Origin of the sequence: Streptomyces sp. NPDC003035 (assembly GCF_042888285.1) — a bacterium.
Taxonomy (GTDB): Bacteria; Actinomycetota; Actinomycetes; order Streptomycetales; family Streptomycetaceae; genus Streptomyces.
Genome location: NZ_JBIAPJ010000001.1, coordinates 1,340,789 through 1,357,257, shown reverse-complemented (window position 1 = coordinate 1,357,257; position 16,469 = coordinate 1,340,789). Strand labels below are relative to the sequence as shown.

The following is a 16,469-nucleotide window of genomic DNA, read 5'->3' as shown; positions in this document are numbered from 1 at the left end:
CCCCCGGTTCCGGGGTTCATGGGCTCCTCCGCGTCGGCCCCGAAACGCGTCACACCGAAACGAATGCAGTTGAAGGAATAGTCCGTGCAGTTCCGCCAAAAGGCACTTTCCAAGCTGCAATCGCCCGAAGAACTCGACGTGCCCGTACGCTTCGCGCGCCCGCAGGGCCGCCTCGTGCTGGCCGTCACGGTCGTCGTCATGGCCGCCGCGAGCTTCTGGGCGCTCACCGGCACCGTGTCGTCCAAGGTGAGCGCGCCCGGCATCCTCACCCGCGCCGAGGGCAGTTATCTGCTGCAGAGTCCGGTCGCCGGCCAGGTGACCGACGTCCTCGTCGAGGAGGGCCGGCCGGTCTCCGCCGGCACGCCGCTCCTCACCGTCCGCACGGACCAGGGCGACCGGCCCGTGCGCGCGGTCGCCGACGGCCGGGTGACCACGCTGTTCGCCAGGATGGGTTCGGTCGTCACGACCGGCGCCGACGTGGCGACGGTGGAGCGCGTGACGCATCCCGACGACCCGCTGGTGGCCATGCTCTATCTGCCCGGCGACGGCGCGTCGGCGATCCGGGTGGGAGCCTCGGTCGACCTGAGCGTCCAGTCCGTGCCGCGGGACCGCTACGGAGTGCTGCGCGGCCGTGTGAAGGCGGTCGGCCGCGCGCCCCAGACGCAGGCGCAGATCGGCAACTTCCTCGGGGACAGCGGGCTCGCCGCCCAGTTCTCCCGGCAGGGCAACCCGGTCGCGGTACTGGTGACGCTGGAACGCTCCTCCGCCACCAGGTCCGGCTACTCCTGGTCCTCCACGGACGGTCCTCCGAACTCCGTCGACTCCGGTACGCCGGTCACCGGCGCCGTCCACCTCAGCGCGCAGCGCCCCGTCGACTGGCTGCTGCCGTGAGCGCGCGCAGGGAGCGGGCCCAGGAGCCGGCGCGGACCCGTGCCCGCTCTCGCTCCTCCGCCCGTCGGCTCCCGCCCGCCACGCGCCGCCACCGACCCGCCCCCAAGGGCCGCAAGCCCCGCACCGTCCGCACCCCCACCGTGCTGCAGATGGAGGCGGTGGAATGCGGCGCCGCCGCCCTGGCCATGGTGCTCGGCCACTACGACCGCTTCGTCCCGCTGGAGGAGCTGCGGATCGCCTGCGGCGTCTCCCGCGACGGGTCCCGGGCGAGCAACGTCCTCAAGGCGGCGCGCAGTTACGGGCTCCAGGCCAAGGGCATGCAGATGGACCTGGCCGCCCTGGCCGAAGTCAGCGCCCCGGCCATCCTGTTCTGGGAGTTCAACCACTACGTCGTCTACGACGGCATGGGCCGGCGCTTCGGCCGCAGGGGCGTGTACGTCAACGACCCCGGCAAGGGACGCCGGTTCGTGCCCATGGAGGAGTTCGACACCAGCTTCACCGGCATCGTGCTCACCTTCGAGCCGGGCCCGGGCTTCCGCCGGGGCGGGCGCAAGCCGGGCGTCCTGAGCGCCATGCCGGCCCGCCTGCGCGGTACGTCGGGAACGATGGCCGCCGCCGTGGTCTCCAGCCTCCTGCTGGTGGCCGTCGGCGCGTGGGTGCCCGCGCTGAGCCGTACGTACATCGACATGTTCCTCATCGGGAGCCAGACCTCCCTATTGGGGGTGCTCTTCGCGGCGATGGCGACCACTCTCGTCCTCACGGCGGCGCTCACCGCGGTGCAGCAGGCGAATCTGCTGCGCGGGCGGATCATCTCCTCGACCCTGGGCAGCGCCCGCTTCCTGCGGCACCTGCTGAGGCTCCCCGTCACCTTCTACGCCCAGCGCAACCCGGCCGACCTGGTCCAGCGCCTGCAGTCGAACGACGCGGTCGCCGAGACCCTCGCCCGTGACCTCGCCGCCGCGGGCGTGGACGCCGTGGTCGTCCTGCTCTACGCGGTGCTGCTGTGGACGTACGATCCGCAACTCACCCTCGTCGGCGTGGCGGTGGCGCTGCTCAACGTGGTCGCCATGCGGATCGTGATCCATCTGCGGTCCACCGACACCCAGAAGCTGCGCGCCGAGAGTGCCCGGCTGACGAACACCTCGTACAGCGGGCTCCAGCTCATCGAGACGATGAAGGCCACCGGTGGCGAGAACGGCTTCTTCCGGCGCTGGGCCGGGCAGCACGCCACCACCCTCGACGTACAGCAGCGGCTCGGCGTGCCCAGCGCGTGGCTGGCGGTCGTCGCACCCACCCTGGCCGCGCTCAACAGCGCGGTGATCCTGATGATCGGCGGGCTGCGGGCGGTGGAGGGGCATCTCACCGTCGGTCTGCTCGTGGCCTTCCAGGCCCTGGTGACCAGCTTCACCGCGCCGATCACCCGTCTGAACGGCGTGGCCGGGCGGATCCAGGACTTCGCGGCCGACGTCGCCCGCCTGAAGGACGTGGAGAACTTCCCCGTCGACCCGGTCTACACGCGGCGCGAGCCCGCCGCCCGCACCCGGCGCCTGAAGGGTCATGTGGAGCTGGACGACATCACCTTCGGCTACAGCCCCCTGGACGCCCCGCTGCTGCAGGGCTTCTCGCTCTCGGTCGGCCCCGGGCAGCAGGTGGCGCTCGTCGGCGGCTCCGGGAGCGGCAAGTCCACCGTCTCCCGGCTGATCTCCGGCCTCTACGCCCCCTGGGAGGGCGCCATCCGCATCGACGGGATGCGCCTCGAAGACATCCCGCGCAGTGCGCTGGCCGCCTCCGTCTCCTTCGTCGACCAGGACGTCTTCCTGTTCGAGGGCACCGTCCGCGACAACGTCGCGCTGTGGGACCCCTCCATCCCGGACGAGGCCGTGATCGCCGCGCTGGAGGACGCCGCCGTGTACGACGTGATCGCGCGGCGCCCCGGCGGCATCCACAGCCGCGTGGAGCAGGACGGCCGCAACTTCTCCGGCGGCCAGCGCCAGCGCCTGGAGATCGCCAGGGCGCTGGTGCGCCGGCCCAGCGTCATGGTCCTCGACGAGGTGACGAGCGCCCTGGACGCGGCGACGGAGCAGGTCATCATCGACAACCTGCGGCGCCGCGGCTGCGCCTGCGTGGTCATCGCGCACCGGCTGAGCACGGTGCGCGACAGCGACGAGATCGTCGTGCTCGACCGGGGCACGGTCGTGGAGCGCGGACGGCACGAGTACCTCGTCGCGGCGCAGGGTCCGTACGCCGAACTGGTCAAGGAGCACTGAGGTGACGTTCCCTCACCACCCGGCCGTGGACGGCCACGACGCGACGGCCGCCCCCTACCACGGAGCCGCCGTCGGTACGGTCGGCGTCGGCGTCCACGACCCGGTCGTCGCGGCGCTGGGCGGGCTGGGCGCGGGGGTCGACTGCACCGGTGTGCGCAGCCTCTCCCTCGAAGGCCCGCACGTGCTCTGGCTCGTCGTCGACGGCGCGTTGGACCTGTTCGCCGTCGACAGCGCCCAGCTCGGCCCCTGGCACTTCCTCGGCCGGCTGGAGGCGGGCACGCTGCTGCTCGGTCCGGTCGAAGGGCCGGAGCACACGCTGATCGGCCGCCCTCTGCAGGGCTGCCGCCTGCGCCGCGTCGAGCTGCGGGAGCTGTACCGGCCGGAGTACGCGGAGCAGTGGGACACGCACCAGTGGGCGGCGAACCAGTGGTACGGCGAGCAGGGGCAGTACGGCGCCGCCGAGCCCCAACTGAGCCCTCTGGAGAACGCCTTCGCGCTCGGCATCGGCCGAGGTCTGCGCGTGCTGTACCAGGCACCGCTGGACGGCCGCGCCACCACCGGCGGGGCCGGGGCCGACGACGACATCCTCTGGATGCAGATCACCCCGGGCAGCGTGCAGTACGGCGCGGCGTACGAGGGGTACGGGGAGGACACCGCCGGCACCCTGCTCGTCGACCAGACCATGTGGCACGGCATGGTCGACCAGCAGTACCGGCTGCTGTACGCCCTGGACACCTGGATCGAGCAGCTCGAACGCGCCCACGAGGACCGAACGGCCGCCGGGATCGAGGCCGGCGAGGCCGCCCGTACGCAGGCGGACCAGGCGCTCCTCGACTCCATCGGCCGCTCCGGCGCTTCCCGTGCTTCCGGTTCCTCCGGGGCCTCCGGCGGGGCGGCGCACCGCCGCGCCAGCGACGACGCGACGTACGCCGTGTGCCGTCTGGTCGCCGACGAGGCCCGCATCACGCTCGCCGAACCGGCCGAGGCGGGCGCCGTCCCCGCCCGTCTCGACCCGGTCGAACGCATCGCGCTCGCCTCGCGGATCCGTACCCGCGTCATCAGGCTCAGCGGTCGCTGGTGGCGGGAGTACAGCGGGCCGCTCATCGGCCACCGCGAGCAGGACGCGGCCCCGGTCGCCCTGCTCTGGCGGCGCGGCCGGTACGAGGCCGTCGACCCGGCCACCGGGGAGCGCGAGCGCGTCGGCAGGGCCAACGAGGCGGCGTTCGCACCACGCGCCGTCATGCTCTACCGTCCGCTGCCCGACCGGTCGTTGGGCCTGCCGGCGCTCCTGCGCTTCAGCGTGCGGGGCACCCGTGCGGAGCTGCGGAGTCTCCTGCTGGGCGGTCTTGTCGCGGTCGGCCTGGGTTCGCTGGTGCCGATCGCCACCGGCAAGGTGCTCGGCGAGTACGTACCCAACGCCGAGAGCGGCCTCATCGTGCAGACGGCGCTCGCGATCGTCGCGACCAGCGTCGTGTCCGCCGCGTTCATGCTGATGCAGAACGTCTCCATCCTGCGTATGGAGGGCCGGATCGAGGCCACGCTGCAGCCCGCGGTGTGGGACCGGCTGCTGCGGCTGCCGACGACGTTCTTCACCGGCCGCTCCACCGGCGAACTGGCCAGTGCGGCCATGGGCATCAGTGCCATCCGCCGGGTGCTGTCCGGCATCGGCCCGGTCGTCGTCCAGGCGGGCACCGTCGGCACGATGAACCTGGTGCTGCTGCTCGTCTACAGCGTGCCGCTCGCGCTGGTCGCGCTCGCCATGCTGCTCGTCATCGCGGCGGTCTTCCTGGGTCTGGGGCTGTGGCAACTGCGCTACCAGCGGCAGCTGATCAAGCTGGGCAACAAGCTCAACAACCAGGCGTTCCAGACCTTGCGCGGCCTGCCCAAGCTGCGCGTCGCCGCGGCCGAGAGCTTCGCCTACGCGGCGTGGGCCGGCCAGTTCGCCCGCACCCGGGAGCTGCAGCAGCGGGTCGGCCGGCTCAAGAACGTCGTGACCGTGCTCAACGCGGTCTGTCTGCCGCTGTGCAGCCTCGTGATGTTCATGCTGCTGGCCGGGCCGGCCCGGGGCTCGATGTCCGCGGCCGAGTTCCTCACCTTCAGCACCGCCGTGACGATGATGCTGTCCTCGGTCACGCAGCTGACCGGCGCGCTGCTGTCGGCCGCGGCCGTGCAGCCGATGTTCGAGCAGGTCAAGCCGGTCTTCCAGGAGACTCCGGAGGTACGGGGATCCAGCACGCCACCGGGCGAGCTGAGCGGTGCCGTCGAGGCCCAGAACCTGTCCTACCGGTACACCGACGACGGTCCCCTCGTCCTCGACGACGTCAGTTTTCAGGTGCGGCCGGGCGAGTTCGTCGCGATCGTGGGCGCCAGCGGCTGCGGCAAGTCGACGCTCCTGAGGCTGCTCATCGGCTTCGACAAGCCGGTTTCCGGCACTGTGCGGTACGACGGTCAGGACCTGGCGGCGCTCGACCAGGCGGCCGTGCGCCGCCAGTGCGGCGTCGTCCTGCAGAACGCCCAGCCCTTCTCGGGCACCATCCTCGACTGCATCTGCGGCACCGAGGCGTTCCCTCTCGAGGACGTGTGGGCGGCCGCCGCCATGGCGGGCCTGGCCGAGGACATCAAGGCCATGCCGATGGGGATGCACACCATGCTGTCCGACGGCGGGGGCACCATCTCGGGAGGCCAGCGTCAGCGGCTCATGATCGCGCAGGCCCTCATCCGCAGGCCCCGCGTCCTCTTCTTCGACGAGGCGACCAGCGCGCTGGACAACGAGGCGCAGCGCGTGGTGATCGAGTCCACCCGCGCTCTGCACGCGACCCGCGTCGTGATCGCCCATCGTCTGTCGACGATCATGGACGCCGACCGTGTGATCGCCATGGCGGACGGCCGGATCGTGCAGCAGGGCACGCCGGCCGAGCTGCTCGCCGACACGGGCGGCCTCTTCCACGAACTGGTCCGCCGCCAGCTGCGCTGACTCCGGCGCGTCGCGAGGAGCGTTCTCCGTCGGTTCAGGCCGTGGACGTGGGGCCGGGCGGAAGGTGGACGGTCATGATCAGGTGGCAGGTCCCGGTGCCGGCGCCTCGGTAGGTGTGGGGGGCGTCGCCTTCGAAGGTGGCGGTCTGGCCCGCTTCCACGGTGTGCTCGACGCCGTCGACGACCAGGGTCATACGACCGGCGGTGACACTGACGGTTTCGACGACTCCGGCCTGGTGGGGGTGGCTGGGGTATTCCTCGCCCGGTTCGAGTGTCCAGCGCCAGACCTCGACCGGTGCCGGGCCCGAGGTGGTGAGCATGAGCCTCGCCTCGCCGCCCTGACCACCGGTCCACAGCGGCATCACGGCGTCGGCGGTCACGACACGGACGCGACCTTCGGCGGGGCCTTCCATCAGGGCGGAGACGGAGACGCCGAGGGTGTCGGCCAGCCGGACCAGGGTGGCGAAGTTCGGGTTGCCCTGCGCCTTCTCCAGCCCCACCAGGGCGCCCTTGCTGACCTTGGCGCGGCGGCCGAGTTCGTCCAGGGACAGACCGGCGCGGTTGCGGGCCGTCCTGACGTTGTGCGCGAGCGTCCGCAGCGCTTCCTCTGTCTCGGCCATCTCATCCCTTCCTCGCCACTGACCATTCCACTGCACCGCACGGTCGTTTGGTTGACACCCCACGGTCGGTTCAATGTACTGTTTGGTCGTTCCACCGACATAGTAAGGGATGTACGTACCGTGATCGCTCTGCTGCTTGCCCTGGGCAGCTCTCTCGCCTACGGATGCGCCGACTTCCTCGGCGGCCTCGGCGCCCGCAAGGCGCACGTGCTGCGCACCGTGATGATCGCCGCCCCGGCCTCGCTCGCGGTCGAGCTGCTGCTGTGGCCGTTCCTCGGCGCCTCGTTCAGCAGCGGCACCCTCGCCTGGGGCGCCGCCTCCGGAGTCGCCTCGGCCGCCGCGTTCGCCCTGCTCTACCGCACCCTGGCGATAGGCCCGATGAACGTGCTCTCGCCCGTCACCGCCCTGGTCTCCGCCATGCTCCCGGTCGGGGTGGGCCTGCTCCAGGGCGAGCGCCTCGGCCTGGCCGGACTGATCGGGCTGCCGCTCGCCCTGGCCGCGGTCGTCCTGGTCAGCGCGGGACACGGCGCCGGATCGGCCCGCCCGTCCCGTACCGCGCTGCTGATGGCCCTCGGCGCGGGCGCGGCGATCGCCCTGCAGCTGATCTTCCTGCACCAGGCGCCGTCCGACAGCGGCGTAGGCCCACTGATCGTGGGCCGGGCGGTCTCCTCGGCCGTCACCCTGGCCGCCGCGGGAGTGCTGTACCGCAGGCTGGGCCCGGAGAAGCCCGCGTACGCGATGTCGGCCACCGCGGGCGTGCTGGACTCGGTGGCGAATCTGTTGTTCCTGCTCGCCGCCCGCAGCGGCGACCTCGCGGTGGTCGCGGTGATCACCGCTCTCTATCCGGCCGGCACCGTGCTGCTCGCCCGCAGCGTGCTCGCCGAACGCATCCACCGCGGCCAGCTCGTCGGCCTCGGCACCGCGGCCGTGGCCGTCAGCCTCCTCGCCCTCACCTGACCCCGCCCCCGCCGCACCGCCGCACCGCCGCACCGCAAGGAGACCAGCATGTTCATCCAGCCCTGGGACGCCGCCCTGGACGAGGCCGAATGGCAGACCTGGATCGCCGAGGGCCACGACTTCGGCCTCCTGAGCGTCAACGGCCTGCCCGGTCAGGCGCCCTTCGCCGTCCCCACCCACTTCGCCGGCGACCCCGGCGACCCCGGCCACCTCCTGATCCACCTCGCCCGCCCCAACCCCGTATGGCAGGCGATCGAGCACGACCCGAACGTCCTGTTCACCGTCTTCGGCGACTACGCCTTCATCCCCGGCACCTGGCGCGCCAAGCCCGACACCCCACCCACCGACGGCGTCCCCACCAGCTACTACACCGCCGTCCAGTTCACCTGCCGCGCCCACATCGTCGACGACCCCGAGGCCAAGGCCGAGCTGCTGCGCCGCCAACTGGCCCACTTCCAGCCCGCCGGCGACCACGCCCCCGTCGCGGTCGACCAGCCCCCGTACGGGCGGATGCTGCCCGGGATCCGCGGTCTGCGCCTGGAAGTCACCACCGTGCGTGCCAAGTTCACATACGACGACCACAAGCCCGTCGACCACCGCACCGCCGTCGCGGACCACCTCGCCGAACGGGGCCGGCCCCTCGATGTCCCCACCGCGCGGCAGCAGCGCCGCCGCCTCGACCGCATCGGCCCCTGGAAGCCCTGATCCTTGGGGCCGTCACCACCAGTAGGCGGGGTACTTCGTCGCCCCCCGTCGCATACGGGAGGCGGCATAGCCGGTCAGGACGAGGAGGACGGATGCCCCCAGGAGCAGGGGCAGGAACCGGACGAGGTCGGGCGTCTGAAGCACGATGACCACCGCGGTGGCGCACGCCGGGGAGTGTGGTGTGCGGGCCATGATGTTGGCGGCCAGGGTGATACCGGCCGCGAGGGCCGCGGCCCAGGCGCTGCTGCCCACGGCCGCGAGAACGCCGAAGCCGACCAGAGCACCCAGCAGATGACCGATGATCACGCTGCGGGGCTGGGACAGCGGCAGGCTCGGGGCGCTGTGCACCAGAGCGGCGCTCGCGGCCAGCGGCGGTATCAGAACGGGCTCGTGCAGGAGAGCGCCGATCGCGACGAGCCCCAGGAGAACGGCGGTCGCACCGCTGATGCTGTGGAGCGCGGCACCCGGCGCGGGCCGCGCCGGAGGCCGGGGCATCATGGCGGATCGTGTCGGTTTCGGCTCGGATGCGTCGACGTCGGGGCGCAGAGCGGCGTCGGTACTCATGTACGGGGATTCCTGGTCCGGGCGACTGTGATCGAGGAAGACGCGAGGGCGGGTCCTCGCACGGCTCACTGTGGTCGACAGTCGGGCCAGGCCGGTGCGCGCCTCGATGGGGCAGGCACAGACGCGGATCATTCTATACAACTTGTTGAAGATGCCGGGAGGCGGGGACCCGGCGAGGCGTTAGGGGAACGCCTCCGTGTTGGCCGCCTCGGTGGCGGACACCCGCGCACGCGGCCCGGCCATCTCGGCGGCGCACACCATCCCCGAACCGAGGAACCAACGGGCCAACCGCCGACGAAGGGGCAGCAAGGGCGGCCGACCCGCAGGCTTCGGCTACATCTTCCACGGCACCGTCACGGTCGCCTCGATCCGACTCTGGCTCCGCCCGTGATCTCCGCCGTGTCTACGAGCCGGTCGTGCCGTCGAGCATCTCGCGCAGGATGTCCAGGTGGCCGTTGTGGCGGGCCGTCTCCTCTGTGAGGTGGAGGAGGATCCAGCGCAGGTCGACGTGGAGGCCGTTGCGGATGGTTCCCTCGGCCCGCTCGTCCAGGTCGTTTCCGGCGACCAGTTCGCGGTAGCGGGCGCTCTGTTCCGCGTACTCGTCGAGCAACTGCGTGAGCGGGAAGTCGACGGCGATGCGCATCTCGCGGTCGGGGTCCTCCTCGGTCCAGGGGCCCTGGTCTTCCTCGCCGAGGAAGACCACCTGGAACCAGTAGTACTCGACCCAGCGCAGGTGGTTGATCACTCCGCTCATGGTCATCAGCGGTGAGCCCGGCAGGAGCGCCTTGCGGGCGTTCTCGGCCGAGACGCCGGCGCACTTGGCGCGGGCGGTGTTACGTGCGTAGTCGAGAAACGTGGTGAGCTGGGTGCGCTCATCCCACGCGGGCGGTGTGTCATCGATTCTGGTCATCGCGCGAAGCGTCCCTGATCACCGCGCCCGCTGTCGAGGTATTTATCGCCGGACCCCAGCCTGCTCCACCCAGCGCCTTCTCCAGCGGGGCGCTGTCGGCGATTCAGCGCCGGTGTCTGTGTCGGGACGGCGGCCATCGGTACTACCGACACATGCCGCGAAGCCAGCGGCCCTGTCCGCGACCTGTCTGGCTTATGCACCACCGCATCAAGGGAACGGATCAGCTAGTCGCCGAGGAGGCGCTCCCACAGCAGCCCGTCCCGCCAGCTCCCATCGAGAAAGATCGAGGAGTGCGCGACGCCGTACGGACTGAACCCGTTGCGTCGCAACACCCGCTGCGACGGCAGATTCTCCAGATTGGTGGACGCCTCGGCGCGGTGCAACCCGAGTTCGTCCGTCATCACCCGGAGTACAAGCCCGACGGCGTTCCCGGCGTGCCCTTGATTCTGGGCGACGCTGGCGATCCAGTATCCGACGGAGCCGCGGCGCAGGTGCGGCTGCGGCAGGATGCCTCCGACGGTGACCTGTCCGATCACCTGGTCATCGGCGAGCACCACACCCGGCCAGACCGTGCCGGCCTCATATCCGGCCAGCAGGCTGTCGATCCGCTCTGCCTGGCCCTCCGGGGTGAAGAAGTCGGCCGATTGGGCCGGTTCCCACGGCCGAAAAGCCTCGAAGTCCCGCACCCGGTGCGCAGCGATCGGAGCGGCGTCGGTGGGCTCGATCAGGCGGATCCTGGTGCTGCTGCCCATGTGCTGATCCTCGTCGCAGTGCGTTGGATGAGGCGCCCAGCCTATGCGAGGCTGTCCGTGCCACCGCACCCCAGGCCCGCCGGGTCGTCGAGCGGACCTTCGCCTGGAACTCCTCCAACTCGCCTGCACCACCATCGGCTTGTGATGACTCCGCATCTCATTCTGAAATGACAGGAGCGACCTCTCGGGGCCCTGGCCGACCGAACGAGTTGAGGTCTATCCAGACCGCTCCCACTCGGTCCGGGTGAGTTCGTACGCGACTTCACCGTGCTCGGAGCCCTCGATCGCCTCCGGCCAGTCCCCGGTGAAGTGCCGGACGAAGGTCAGGCCCGATTTCTCCATGATGCGGCGGGAACGGGTGTTGACGGCCATGGTGTTCGCGGTGACCTGCTCGACCCCCAGTTCCCTGAACCCCTTGTCGATCAGGGCCCGGGACCCCTCGGTGGCGTAGCCGCGCCCCCATGCCGCCCGGTTCAACCGGTAACCGAGTTCGACGACGGCGGGGTTGTGCTCCTCCAGCGGCCGGAGCTCGAACCAGCCCAGGAAGGTGCCCGTGGTCTTCTCCTCGGCGGCCCAGTACCCGCGGGTCTCCCAGCACGGGTAGTCGTGCAGGAGTCGCGGCAGGACCCGCGTCTCCATCGCCTCGCGGCTGGTGGGACGGCCACCGTTGATGAAGCGCATGACCTCGGGGTCGTTGTCCAGGGCGAGCAGGTGGTCGGCGTCGGCCGCCGTGAAGGCGCGCAGGACGAGCCGGTCGGTCTCCAGGAAGGTGGACATGCCGCGATCTTCACCATGGGCCGGCCGGACCTGCCACCGATTTTCCGGCCGACGGCGGGCGGTGGTTTCCACAGCCGCCCTCGCGAGCGAGACTCTCAGCACCGCCGAGTTCCCAGTCGAGTTCCCACAGGCGCAAGGTCCCGTCCGTGCTGCCCGACAACAGATAGCGGTCGTCCGGCGTCAGGGCGATGCCCTGGACCTCGTCCGTATGTGCTTCGAGGGTGCGAAGGCGGCGGCCCGTGGCCGTGTCCCAGATGCGGATCGCTCCGTCCCGCTCGGCCGAGATCGCGAACCGTCCGTCGGAGGTCAGCCGGGCCATCAGGACCTGACCGGACCGGTCCTCCTCCGCCGCGGTGGCGTCCACGTCGTCGAAGAACCGGACGAACGCCCCGGTGGCGGCGTCCAGCAGCCAGAGCGTGTGGCCCTGGTGATCCCCCGCGCACAGCACATGGCGGCCGTCCGCGCCGAGGCAGACCGAGTCGATCCAGCTGCCCTCGTGCGGGATGCTCAGACACGTACCGGCGTCGACGTCCCAGACCCGGACCTCTCCGTCGGATCCGCCCGAGACCGCCCGTCGTGCGTCGGGGCTCAGCCACACCGCGTTCGGCCAGGCGCCGTGACCCGTCAGCGTCCGGACACAGCGGCCGCCGCCCAGGTCCCACATCCGCAGGGCGCCGTCGCCGCAGATGCCCAGGGCGAGCCGCCCGTCGGCGTCGAAGGACACCGCGCCGCGACTTCCGCTCGCTCCGATGCCCTGCGGACCCCATCGGCCGCCGGGCTTACGGGTGTCCAGGCGGACCGGCCAATGGCCGTGCGGCGCGGACCACACGGTGATCCTGCCGCCTCCGCTCGCCATCACCCTCCGCCCGTCGGCGCTGAGCGCGACCGCCGCGCCCGCGTCGCGCTCCCACTCCTTAAGCGGCGAACCGTTCGTCGCGTCCCACAGGCGGACCCGCTCTCCCCCGCACGCGAGGCGCCGCCCGTCCGCCGAGATGGCCACCGACACCCGAGACAGGACCCCGAGGAAGGTGCGGAGCGGAGTGACGGCGCGCAGCCCCACCCGTACCGTCTCCGCCCCCAGCGCTCGCCATGCCTCCATCACCTCGGGTGCGCGCTCGTGACCGGGCACCTCCCGGGCGCGTTCGAGGAGTTCGAGCGCCTGTGGACGGCGGCCGGCGGCCATCGCTTCCCGGGCCGCTGCCAGGAGCGTCCGCGCGCGGCGGGCGTGCCGGTCGAGGTCGCCGTGCCGGCGGGGGACGCTCAGCAGGGGTGTCGCGGCGAACGCCCCAGGCAGCTCCCAGGTCCACCACCGCGCCGCGCCGCGGTCGACGAACACCGCGGACCGGGCGTCCGCGCCGAACCGGACGCTCCGCACCCCCTCGTGGTGCCCCGGGAACGTGCGCAGGCAGCGGCCCTCGTCCAGGTCCCAGAGCCGTACGCCGTCGTCGTCCTCACCCGCGGCGAGGGCGAAGCGGCCGTCGGTACTCAGCGCGAGCGTCGTCACCCTCCAGCCGGGCCCGGTCGTCGGGCGCTCCGGCCGGCCGGTGTCCACGTCCCACCGCTGGATCCGATGGCGGCCGACTCCCGCGTTGGTCGTGATCGCGACGCGGCGGCCATCGGCGCTCAGGGCCATGGCCTGCACAGGGGTTCGCTCGCTGTCGGGCAGACTCCACAGCAGACTCGCCGTTCCCAGGTCCCATACGTGGACGGTGTCGTCCGTGCCGTCGCCGGACACGGTCAGGACGCGGCTGCCGTCCGCGCTCACCTCCAGATCGGTGAACGCCGCCTCGTGGCCCGTGCCGAGCCCCTTGTGCCACGGCCCGTCGGGGAAGTCCCATGCGGCCGGCCTGCCGTTCACGAGGGCCACCGCGATCCGGGCGTCGGCGTTCAGCCGCAGGGCGCCGACGCGGGCGAGCCTCGGAATCACGCGGGGCACGCGCAGTCCCAGGCTCCGGCCCTCGGCGAGGTCCCAGAACCTCAGGACACCGTCGGCGTCAGCGGAGACGGCCCTGCGGCCGGTGGCGTCGACGTCGAGGGCGACGACCTCCTTGTGGTGGCCCTCCAGGGTGCGCCGGCAGTCGCCGCTCCGCAGGTCCCAGAGCCGTATCCGACCGTCACGGCCGCCGGTCACCGCCACGTGCCCCTCGGCGGACAGCCGCGAGCGGGCCGACCACGTGGTCGCGTCGTCCAGCCAGGGCAGCGGACGCGTCAGGGTGGGGCGGGCGTCGGCCGCCCGTCCGGACCGGAGAGCCTGCCGGAGCCGTTCGGACTCCGGTGAGCCGGGCCGCTCCCGGTCCGCCTCGTCCAGGAGCGAGCGCGCGCCGGCGCGGTCGCCGCGCTCCAGGTGCACCTGGGCCAGCACATGCCGGACCTGCCCGGGGTCGGTGTCGGTGTCGGCGCGCAGCCGCTCCAGGACGGCGACGAACTCGTCGTCCGTGAGGACACCGCCACGCCACTCGTGCAACCCCTTGTTGTAGGTGGCACGGAGGTGCCGGGGGTCGGCGGCGAGGGCGTCGTCGAACGCCCGGTCCGCCTCCTGCGTCCTTCCGAGGTCGAGCAGCGACAGCGCGCGGTTGTTCAGCTCGTCGGCGCGCAGGTCGGCGGCCACGGGCACGGGCCGGTCGTACGGAGCGCCCGTCATCCGCCCGTACAGTTCGGCCAGTTCCTCCGCGAGCTCGCCCACCGAGGCGGGTCTGCGCGCCGGGTCCGGGCGGAGGCAGCGGGCCAGGAGACCGGGGAGTCCGTCCGGCATGGCGGGCAGGCGCTCGTCCCCGGCCGGGCCGCCCTCCTCGAGGTACGCCTCCAGTGCGGCCCCCGCCACGGGTCCGGCGAGCCAGGTGACACCGCCGGTGAACATCTCGAGGACCGACACGGCGAAGCTGTAGATGTCGGTACGGCGTCCCAGGCGGCCGCCGGCCACCTGCTCGGGTGAGGCGTAGGGCAGTGAAAGACCGCCGCGGGTGACGAGTACCGTGCCGCCCGGTAGCGGGGTGCCCACCGGAGCCCCGGGGGCGGCGCCGGCCCGCGCGAGTCCGAAGTCGGTCACCTTCACGGTGCCGTCCTCGTCGACGAGCGCGTTGCCCGGTTTGACGTCCTGGTGCACGAGGCCGCGGCTGTGGGCGTGTGCGAGCCCCCAGGCCATCTGGATGGCGAAGTCGACGATCCGCGCCCGTGCCGCGGCCGCGCCGCCCTCGTACAGCCGGCCGTCCGCGATCCACTCCGCGAGGCTGCCGTCGGCGACGTACTCCGCGAACACCCGTGGAACGCCGTCGAGTCTACGGACGTAGTGACATCCGCAGACGTGCGGATGGAGGCCGAGCGACACCCAGGTCTCCGCCTCGGCCACGAACCGGTCCAGGAAGCCGTCCGTCGCCAGGAGCTCCGGGCGCGGGGACTTCACCGCCAGATCGGTCTCCCACTCCAGGTGGCGTACACGGTGTACGAGCCCCATCCCGCCCTGCTCGTGGACCCCCAGTACCTCGTAGCGGCCGTCGACCACGTCACCGAGCCGCCAGCGGGCGGCCTCGGGCGGAAGCGGCCCGTGATCCCGTGTCATGAGCCGGGCACCGCCGCACGGAGGGCCTCGCTCAGCTCGGCCGCGGTCGAGAACCCGATGCGCGGCCGCTCGCGGAGGGCGTGGTCGATGACGTCCGCGAGGGCGCCCGGTATGTCTGGTTCTCGTCGGCGGATCGGGACGGCCGGCGACTGCAGGACGATCTGCCAGGGGTCCTTGTCGCGCGGGAAGTCGCGCGGGGTGCGGCCGGTGAGCGTCTGGTAGAGGCAGGCGGCGAGGGCCCAGACGTCCACGGCCGGCGGTGCCTTCTTGAAGTCGATGACCTGTCGGCGGGGCATGAAGTGGGGTTTCCCCGCCGTGGTGCCGGTGCGGGTGAGACCGCTGAGGCCCGCCTGGTCGAAGGCCTTGGCGATGCCGAAGTCGCCCGCCTTCGCGGTCGTGGAACCGTCGGCGTTCTCGTGCAGCAGGATGTTGGAGGGGCTGAGGTCGCGGTGGACGACGCCCTGACGGTGGGCGTGGTCCAGGCCGTCGAGCACCTGGAGGGCGATCGGGACGGCTTCGGCCACTGGCAGTGGCCTCCGCCTCCGCCGCAGGAGGCGGTCGAGGCTGCCGCCGGTGCAGTACTCGGTGGTGAGGTAGAAGGTGCCGTCGGCGAAGCCGGAGTCGTACAGGGTGGCGATGTTGGGGTGCCGGAGGGACCGGGTGATCTCCGCTTCGCGGAGGAAGCGGGCCCGTGCGCCGGTGTTCGCCGCCACCTTCGGCAGCATCACTTTCAGGGCCACCTCTCGGCCGGTCGGCTCGTGCCGGGCGAGGTAGACCGCGCCCATGCCTCCGCGGCCGAGTTCGCGCAGCAGGACGTGACCGGCGAGAGGAGCGAGGTCGGGGCGCCCGGGGCCGGCGAGGTCGAGCAGGCGCCCGGCCAGGGCGGCGGGCTCCGCCCGGCAGTCCGTACAGAGGTGGTCACCGGCCCTGTTTCCGTCCGGATCCTCGGCGGGGCCGCCGCAGTGCGCGCAGCGGGCGAGCGGCAGCGTGTGCGGGGCGGTGACGCCGACGCGGAAGACGGTCTCGCCGATCCGGATCTCGTCGCCGTCGGCCAGGTCGTGCTCGGGGAAGGGGGTGGCCGCCCCTTCCTGCGGTGTCTGGTGCTCCTCGCGCCGGCCGATCCTCTTCCCGTTGACGTACGTACCGTTGAGGCTGCCGAAGTCGCGGACGCGGATGTCGGGTGGGTTGATGTCGAGCAGGCAGTGGTGGCGTGACACCGTGTCGTGGTGCTCGTCGCTGGGCAGGCGGAGCGCGCAGTCCTTGCCGCGGCCGACCACGCACGTGGTGCGCTCGTCGAACACGTACCGGTCGGGGATGAGTCTTCCCTCGACGAGGGTCAGGGTGACCATGGCTGTGGGGGCGGCCGTCATGGTGCCGTCTCTCCTTCTGCGCGTTCTCGATCCGGGCCGAACCGGGGGCGCGCCCTGGCGTGGGTCCATGCGCCCCCGCGTCCCTCGTGCCGCCCCTGATCGATTCTTCCGCCGCCGTCGGCCGCGT

The 16,469-nt window shown here is 72.0% G+C and carries 13 protein-coding genes; 6 read left to right on the top strand and 7 right to left on the bottom strand.

Annotation, left to right across the window (positions count from 1 at the left end; genetic code table 11):
- Positions 1–84: 84 nt before the first annotated feature.
- The 3 genes from ACFYV5_RS06080 (at position 85) to ACFYV5_RS06070 (ending at position 6,132) form a co-directional block, all read left to right on the top strand.
- Positions 85–891 (top strand): HlyD family efflux transporter periplasmic adaptor subunit, encoded by an 807-nt coding sequence (locus ACFYV5_RS06080; protein WP_389164886.1) that lies wholly within the window; start codon positions 85–87, stop codon positions 889–891.
- Positions 888–3,158: an NHLP family bacteriocin export ABC transporter peptidase/permease/ATPase subunit gene (locus tag ACFYV5_RS06075; protein ID WP_389164883.1), complete on the top strand. Its 2,271-nt coding sequence runs from the start codon at positions 888–890 to the stop codon at positions 3,156–3,158. The genes ACFYV5_RS06080 and ACFYV5_RS06075 overlap by 4 nt, the downstream gene beginning before the upstream one ends.
- 115 nt (positions 3,159–3,273) lie before the next feature.
- On the top strand, positions 3,274–6,132 hold the full coding sequence (locus ACFYV5_RS06070; protein ID WP_389165100.1) for an NHLP bacteriocin export ABC transporter permease/ATPase subunit: 2,859 nt from the start codon (positions 3,274–3,276) through the stop codon (positions 6,130–6,132).
- 34 nt (positions 6,133–6,166) lie between these two features.
- Here the strand turns inward: ACFYV5_RS06070 and ACFYV5_RS06065 are convergent, their stop codons facing one another.
- Entirely contained in the window at positions 6,167–6,751 is a 585-nt protein-coding gene (locus ACFYV5_RS06065; protein ID WP_355109343.1) for an XRE family transcriptional regulator, read from the bottom strand.
- A 120-nt stretch (positions 6,752–6,871) separates the two neighbouring features.
- On the opposite strand from ACFYV5_RS06065, the gene ACFYV5_RS06060 reads away from it, so the two are divergent.
- Positions 6,872–7,708, top strand: a complete 837-nt coding sequence (locus ACFYV5_RS06060) for an EamA family transporter (protein WP_389164880.1) — start codon at positions 6,872–6,874, stop codon at positions 7,706–7,708.
- A 48-nt stretch (positions 7,709–7,756) separates the two neighbouring features.
- Complete coding sequence (locus ACFYV5_RS06055) at positions 7,757–8,413, top strand: FMN-binding negative transcriptional regulator (RefSeq protein WP_389164877.1); 657 nt, start codon at positions 7,757–7,759, stop codon at positions 8,411–8,413.
- A gap of 12 nt (positions 8,414–8,425) precedes the next feature.
- Here the strand turns inward: ACFYV5_RS06055 and ACFYV5_RS06050 are convergent, their stop codons facing one another.
- Entirely contained in the window at positions 8,426–8,977 is a 552-nt protein-coding gene (locus ACFYV5_RS06050; protein ID WP_389164874.1) for an HPP family protein, read from the bottom strand.
- 196 nt (positions 8,978–9,173) lie between these two features.
- Between ACFYV5_RS06050 and ACFYV5_RS06045 the strand changes: the two genes are divergently transcribed.
- Positions 9,174–9,368, top strand: coding sequence for a hypothetical protein (locus ACFYV5_RS06045; protein ID WP_389164871.1), 195 nt, complete (start codon positions 9,174–9,176; stop codon positions 9,366–9,368).
- Positions 9,369–9,380: 12 nt separating this feature from the next.
- Here ACFYV5_RS06045 and ACFYV5_RS06040 read toward each other — a convergent pair whose 3' ends face one another.
- From ACFYV5_RS06040 to ACFYV5_RS06020, 5 genes are all read right to left on the bottom strand, one after another.
- Positions 9,381–9,887 carry a DinB family protein gene (locus ACFYV5_RS06040; RefSeq protein ID WP_389164869.1) on the bottom strand — a complete coding sequence of 169 codons (507 nt, stop codon included), beginning with the start codon at positions 9,885–9,887 and terminating at the stop codon, positions 9,381–9,383.
- A gap of 224 nt (positions 9,888–10,111) precedes the next feature.
- Positions 10,112–10,639: a GNAT family protein gene (locus tag ACFYV5_RS06035; protein WP_355109353.1), complete on the bottom strand. Its 528-nt coding sequence runs from the start codon at positions 10,637–10,639 to the stop codon at positions 10,112–10,114.
- Positions 10,640–10,855: 216 nt separating this feature from the next.
- Positions 10,856–11,416, bottom strand: a complete 561-nt coding sequence (locus ACFYV5_RS06030) for a GNAT family N-acetyltransferase (protein WP_389164866.1) — start codon at positions 11,414–11,416, stop codon at positions 10,856–10,858.
- A gap of 10 nt (positions 11,417–11,426) precedes the next feature.
- Positions 11,427–14,972, bottom strand: a complete 3,546-nt coding sequence (locus tag ACFYV5_RS06025) for a protein kinase (RefSeq protein WP_389164863.1) — start codon at positions 14,970–14,972, stop codon at positions 11,427–11,429.
- Complete coding sequence (locus tag ACFYV5_RS06020) at positions 14,969–16,342, bottom strand: protein kinase (protein ID WP_389164860.1); 1,374 nt, start codon at positions 16,340–16,342, stop codon at positions 14,969–14,971. Before ACFYV5_RS06020 ends, ACFYV5_RS06025 begins: the two co-directional genes overlap by 4 nt.
- Between the last annotated feature and the right edge of the window lie 127 nt (positions 16,343–16,469).

Bases quoted from the DNA above. Each gene is read 5' to 3' on its own strand.
- ACFYV5_RS06065 (WP_355109343.1), bottom strand. From the start codon at position 6,751: ATGGCCGAGACAGAGGAAGCGCTGCGGACGCTCGCGCACAACGTCAGG.
- ACFYV5_RS06055 (WP_389164877.1), top strand. From the start codon at position 7,757: ATGTTCATCCAGCCCTGGGACGCCGCCCTGGACGAGGCCGAATGGCAG.
- ACFYV5_RS06050 (WP_389164874.1), bottom strand. From the start codon at position 8,977: ATGAGTACCGACGCCGCTCTGCGCCCCGACGTCGACGCATCCGAGCCG.
- ACFYV5_RS06040 (WP_389164869.1), bottom strand. From the start codon at position 9,887: ATGACCAGAATCGATGACACACCGCCCGCGTGGGATGAGCGCACCCAG.
- ACFYV5_RS06035 (WP_355109353.1), bottom strand. From the start codon at position 10,639: ATGGGCAGCAGCACCAGGATCCGCCTGATCGAGCCCACCGACGCCGCT.
- ACFYV5_RS06030 (WP_389164866.1), bottom strand. From the start codon at position 11,416: ATGTCCACCTTCCTGGAGACCGACCGGCTCGTCCTGCGCGCCTTCACG.
- ACFYV5_RS06025 (WP_389164863.1), bottom strand. From the start codon at position 14,972: ATGACACGGGATCACGGGCCGCTTCCGCCCGAGGCCGCCCGCTGGCGG.
- ACFYV5_RS06020 (WP_389164860.1), bottom strand. From the start codon at position 16,342: ATGACGGCCGCCCCCACAGCCATGGTCACCCTGACCCTCGTCGAGGGA.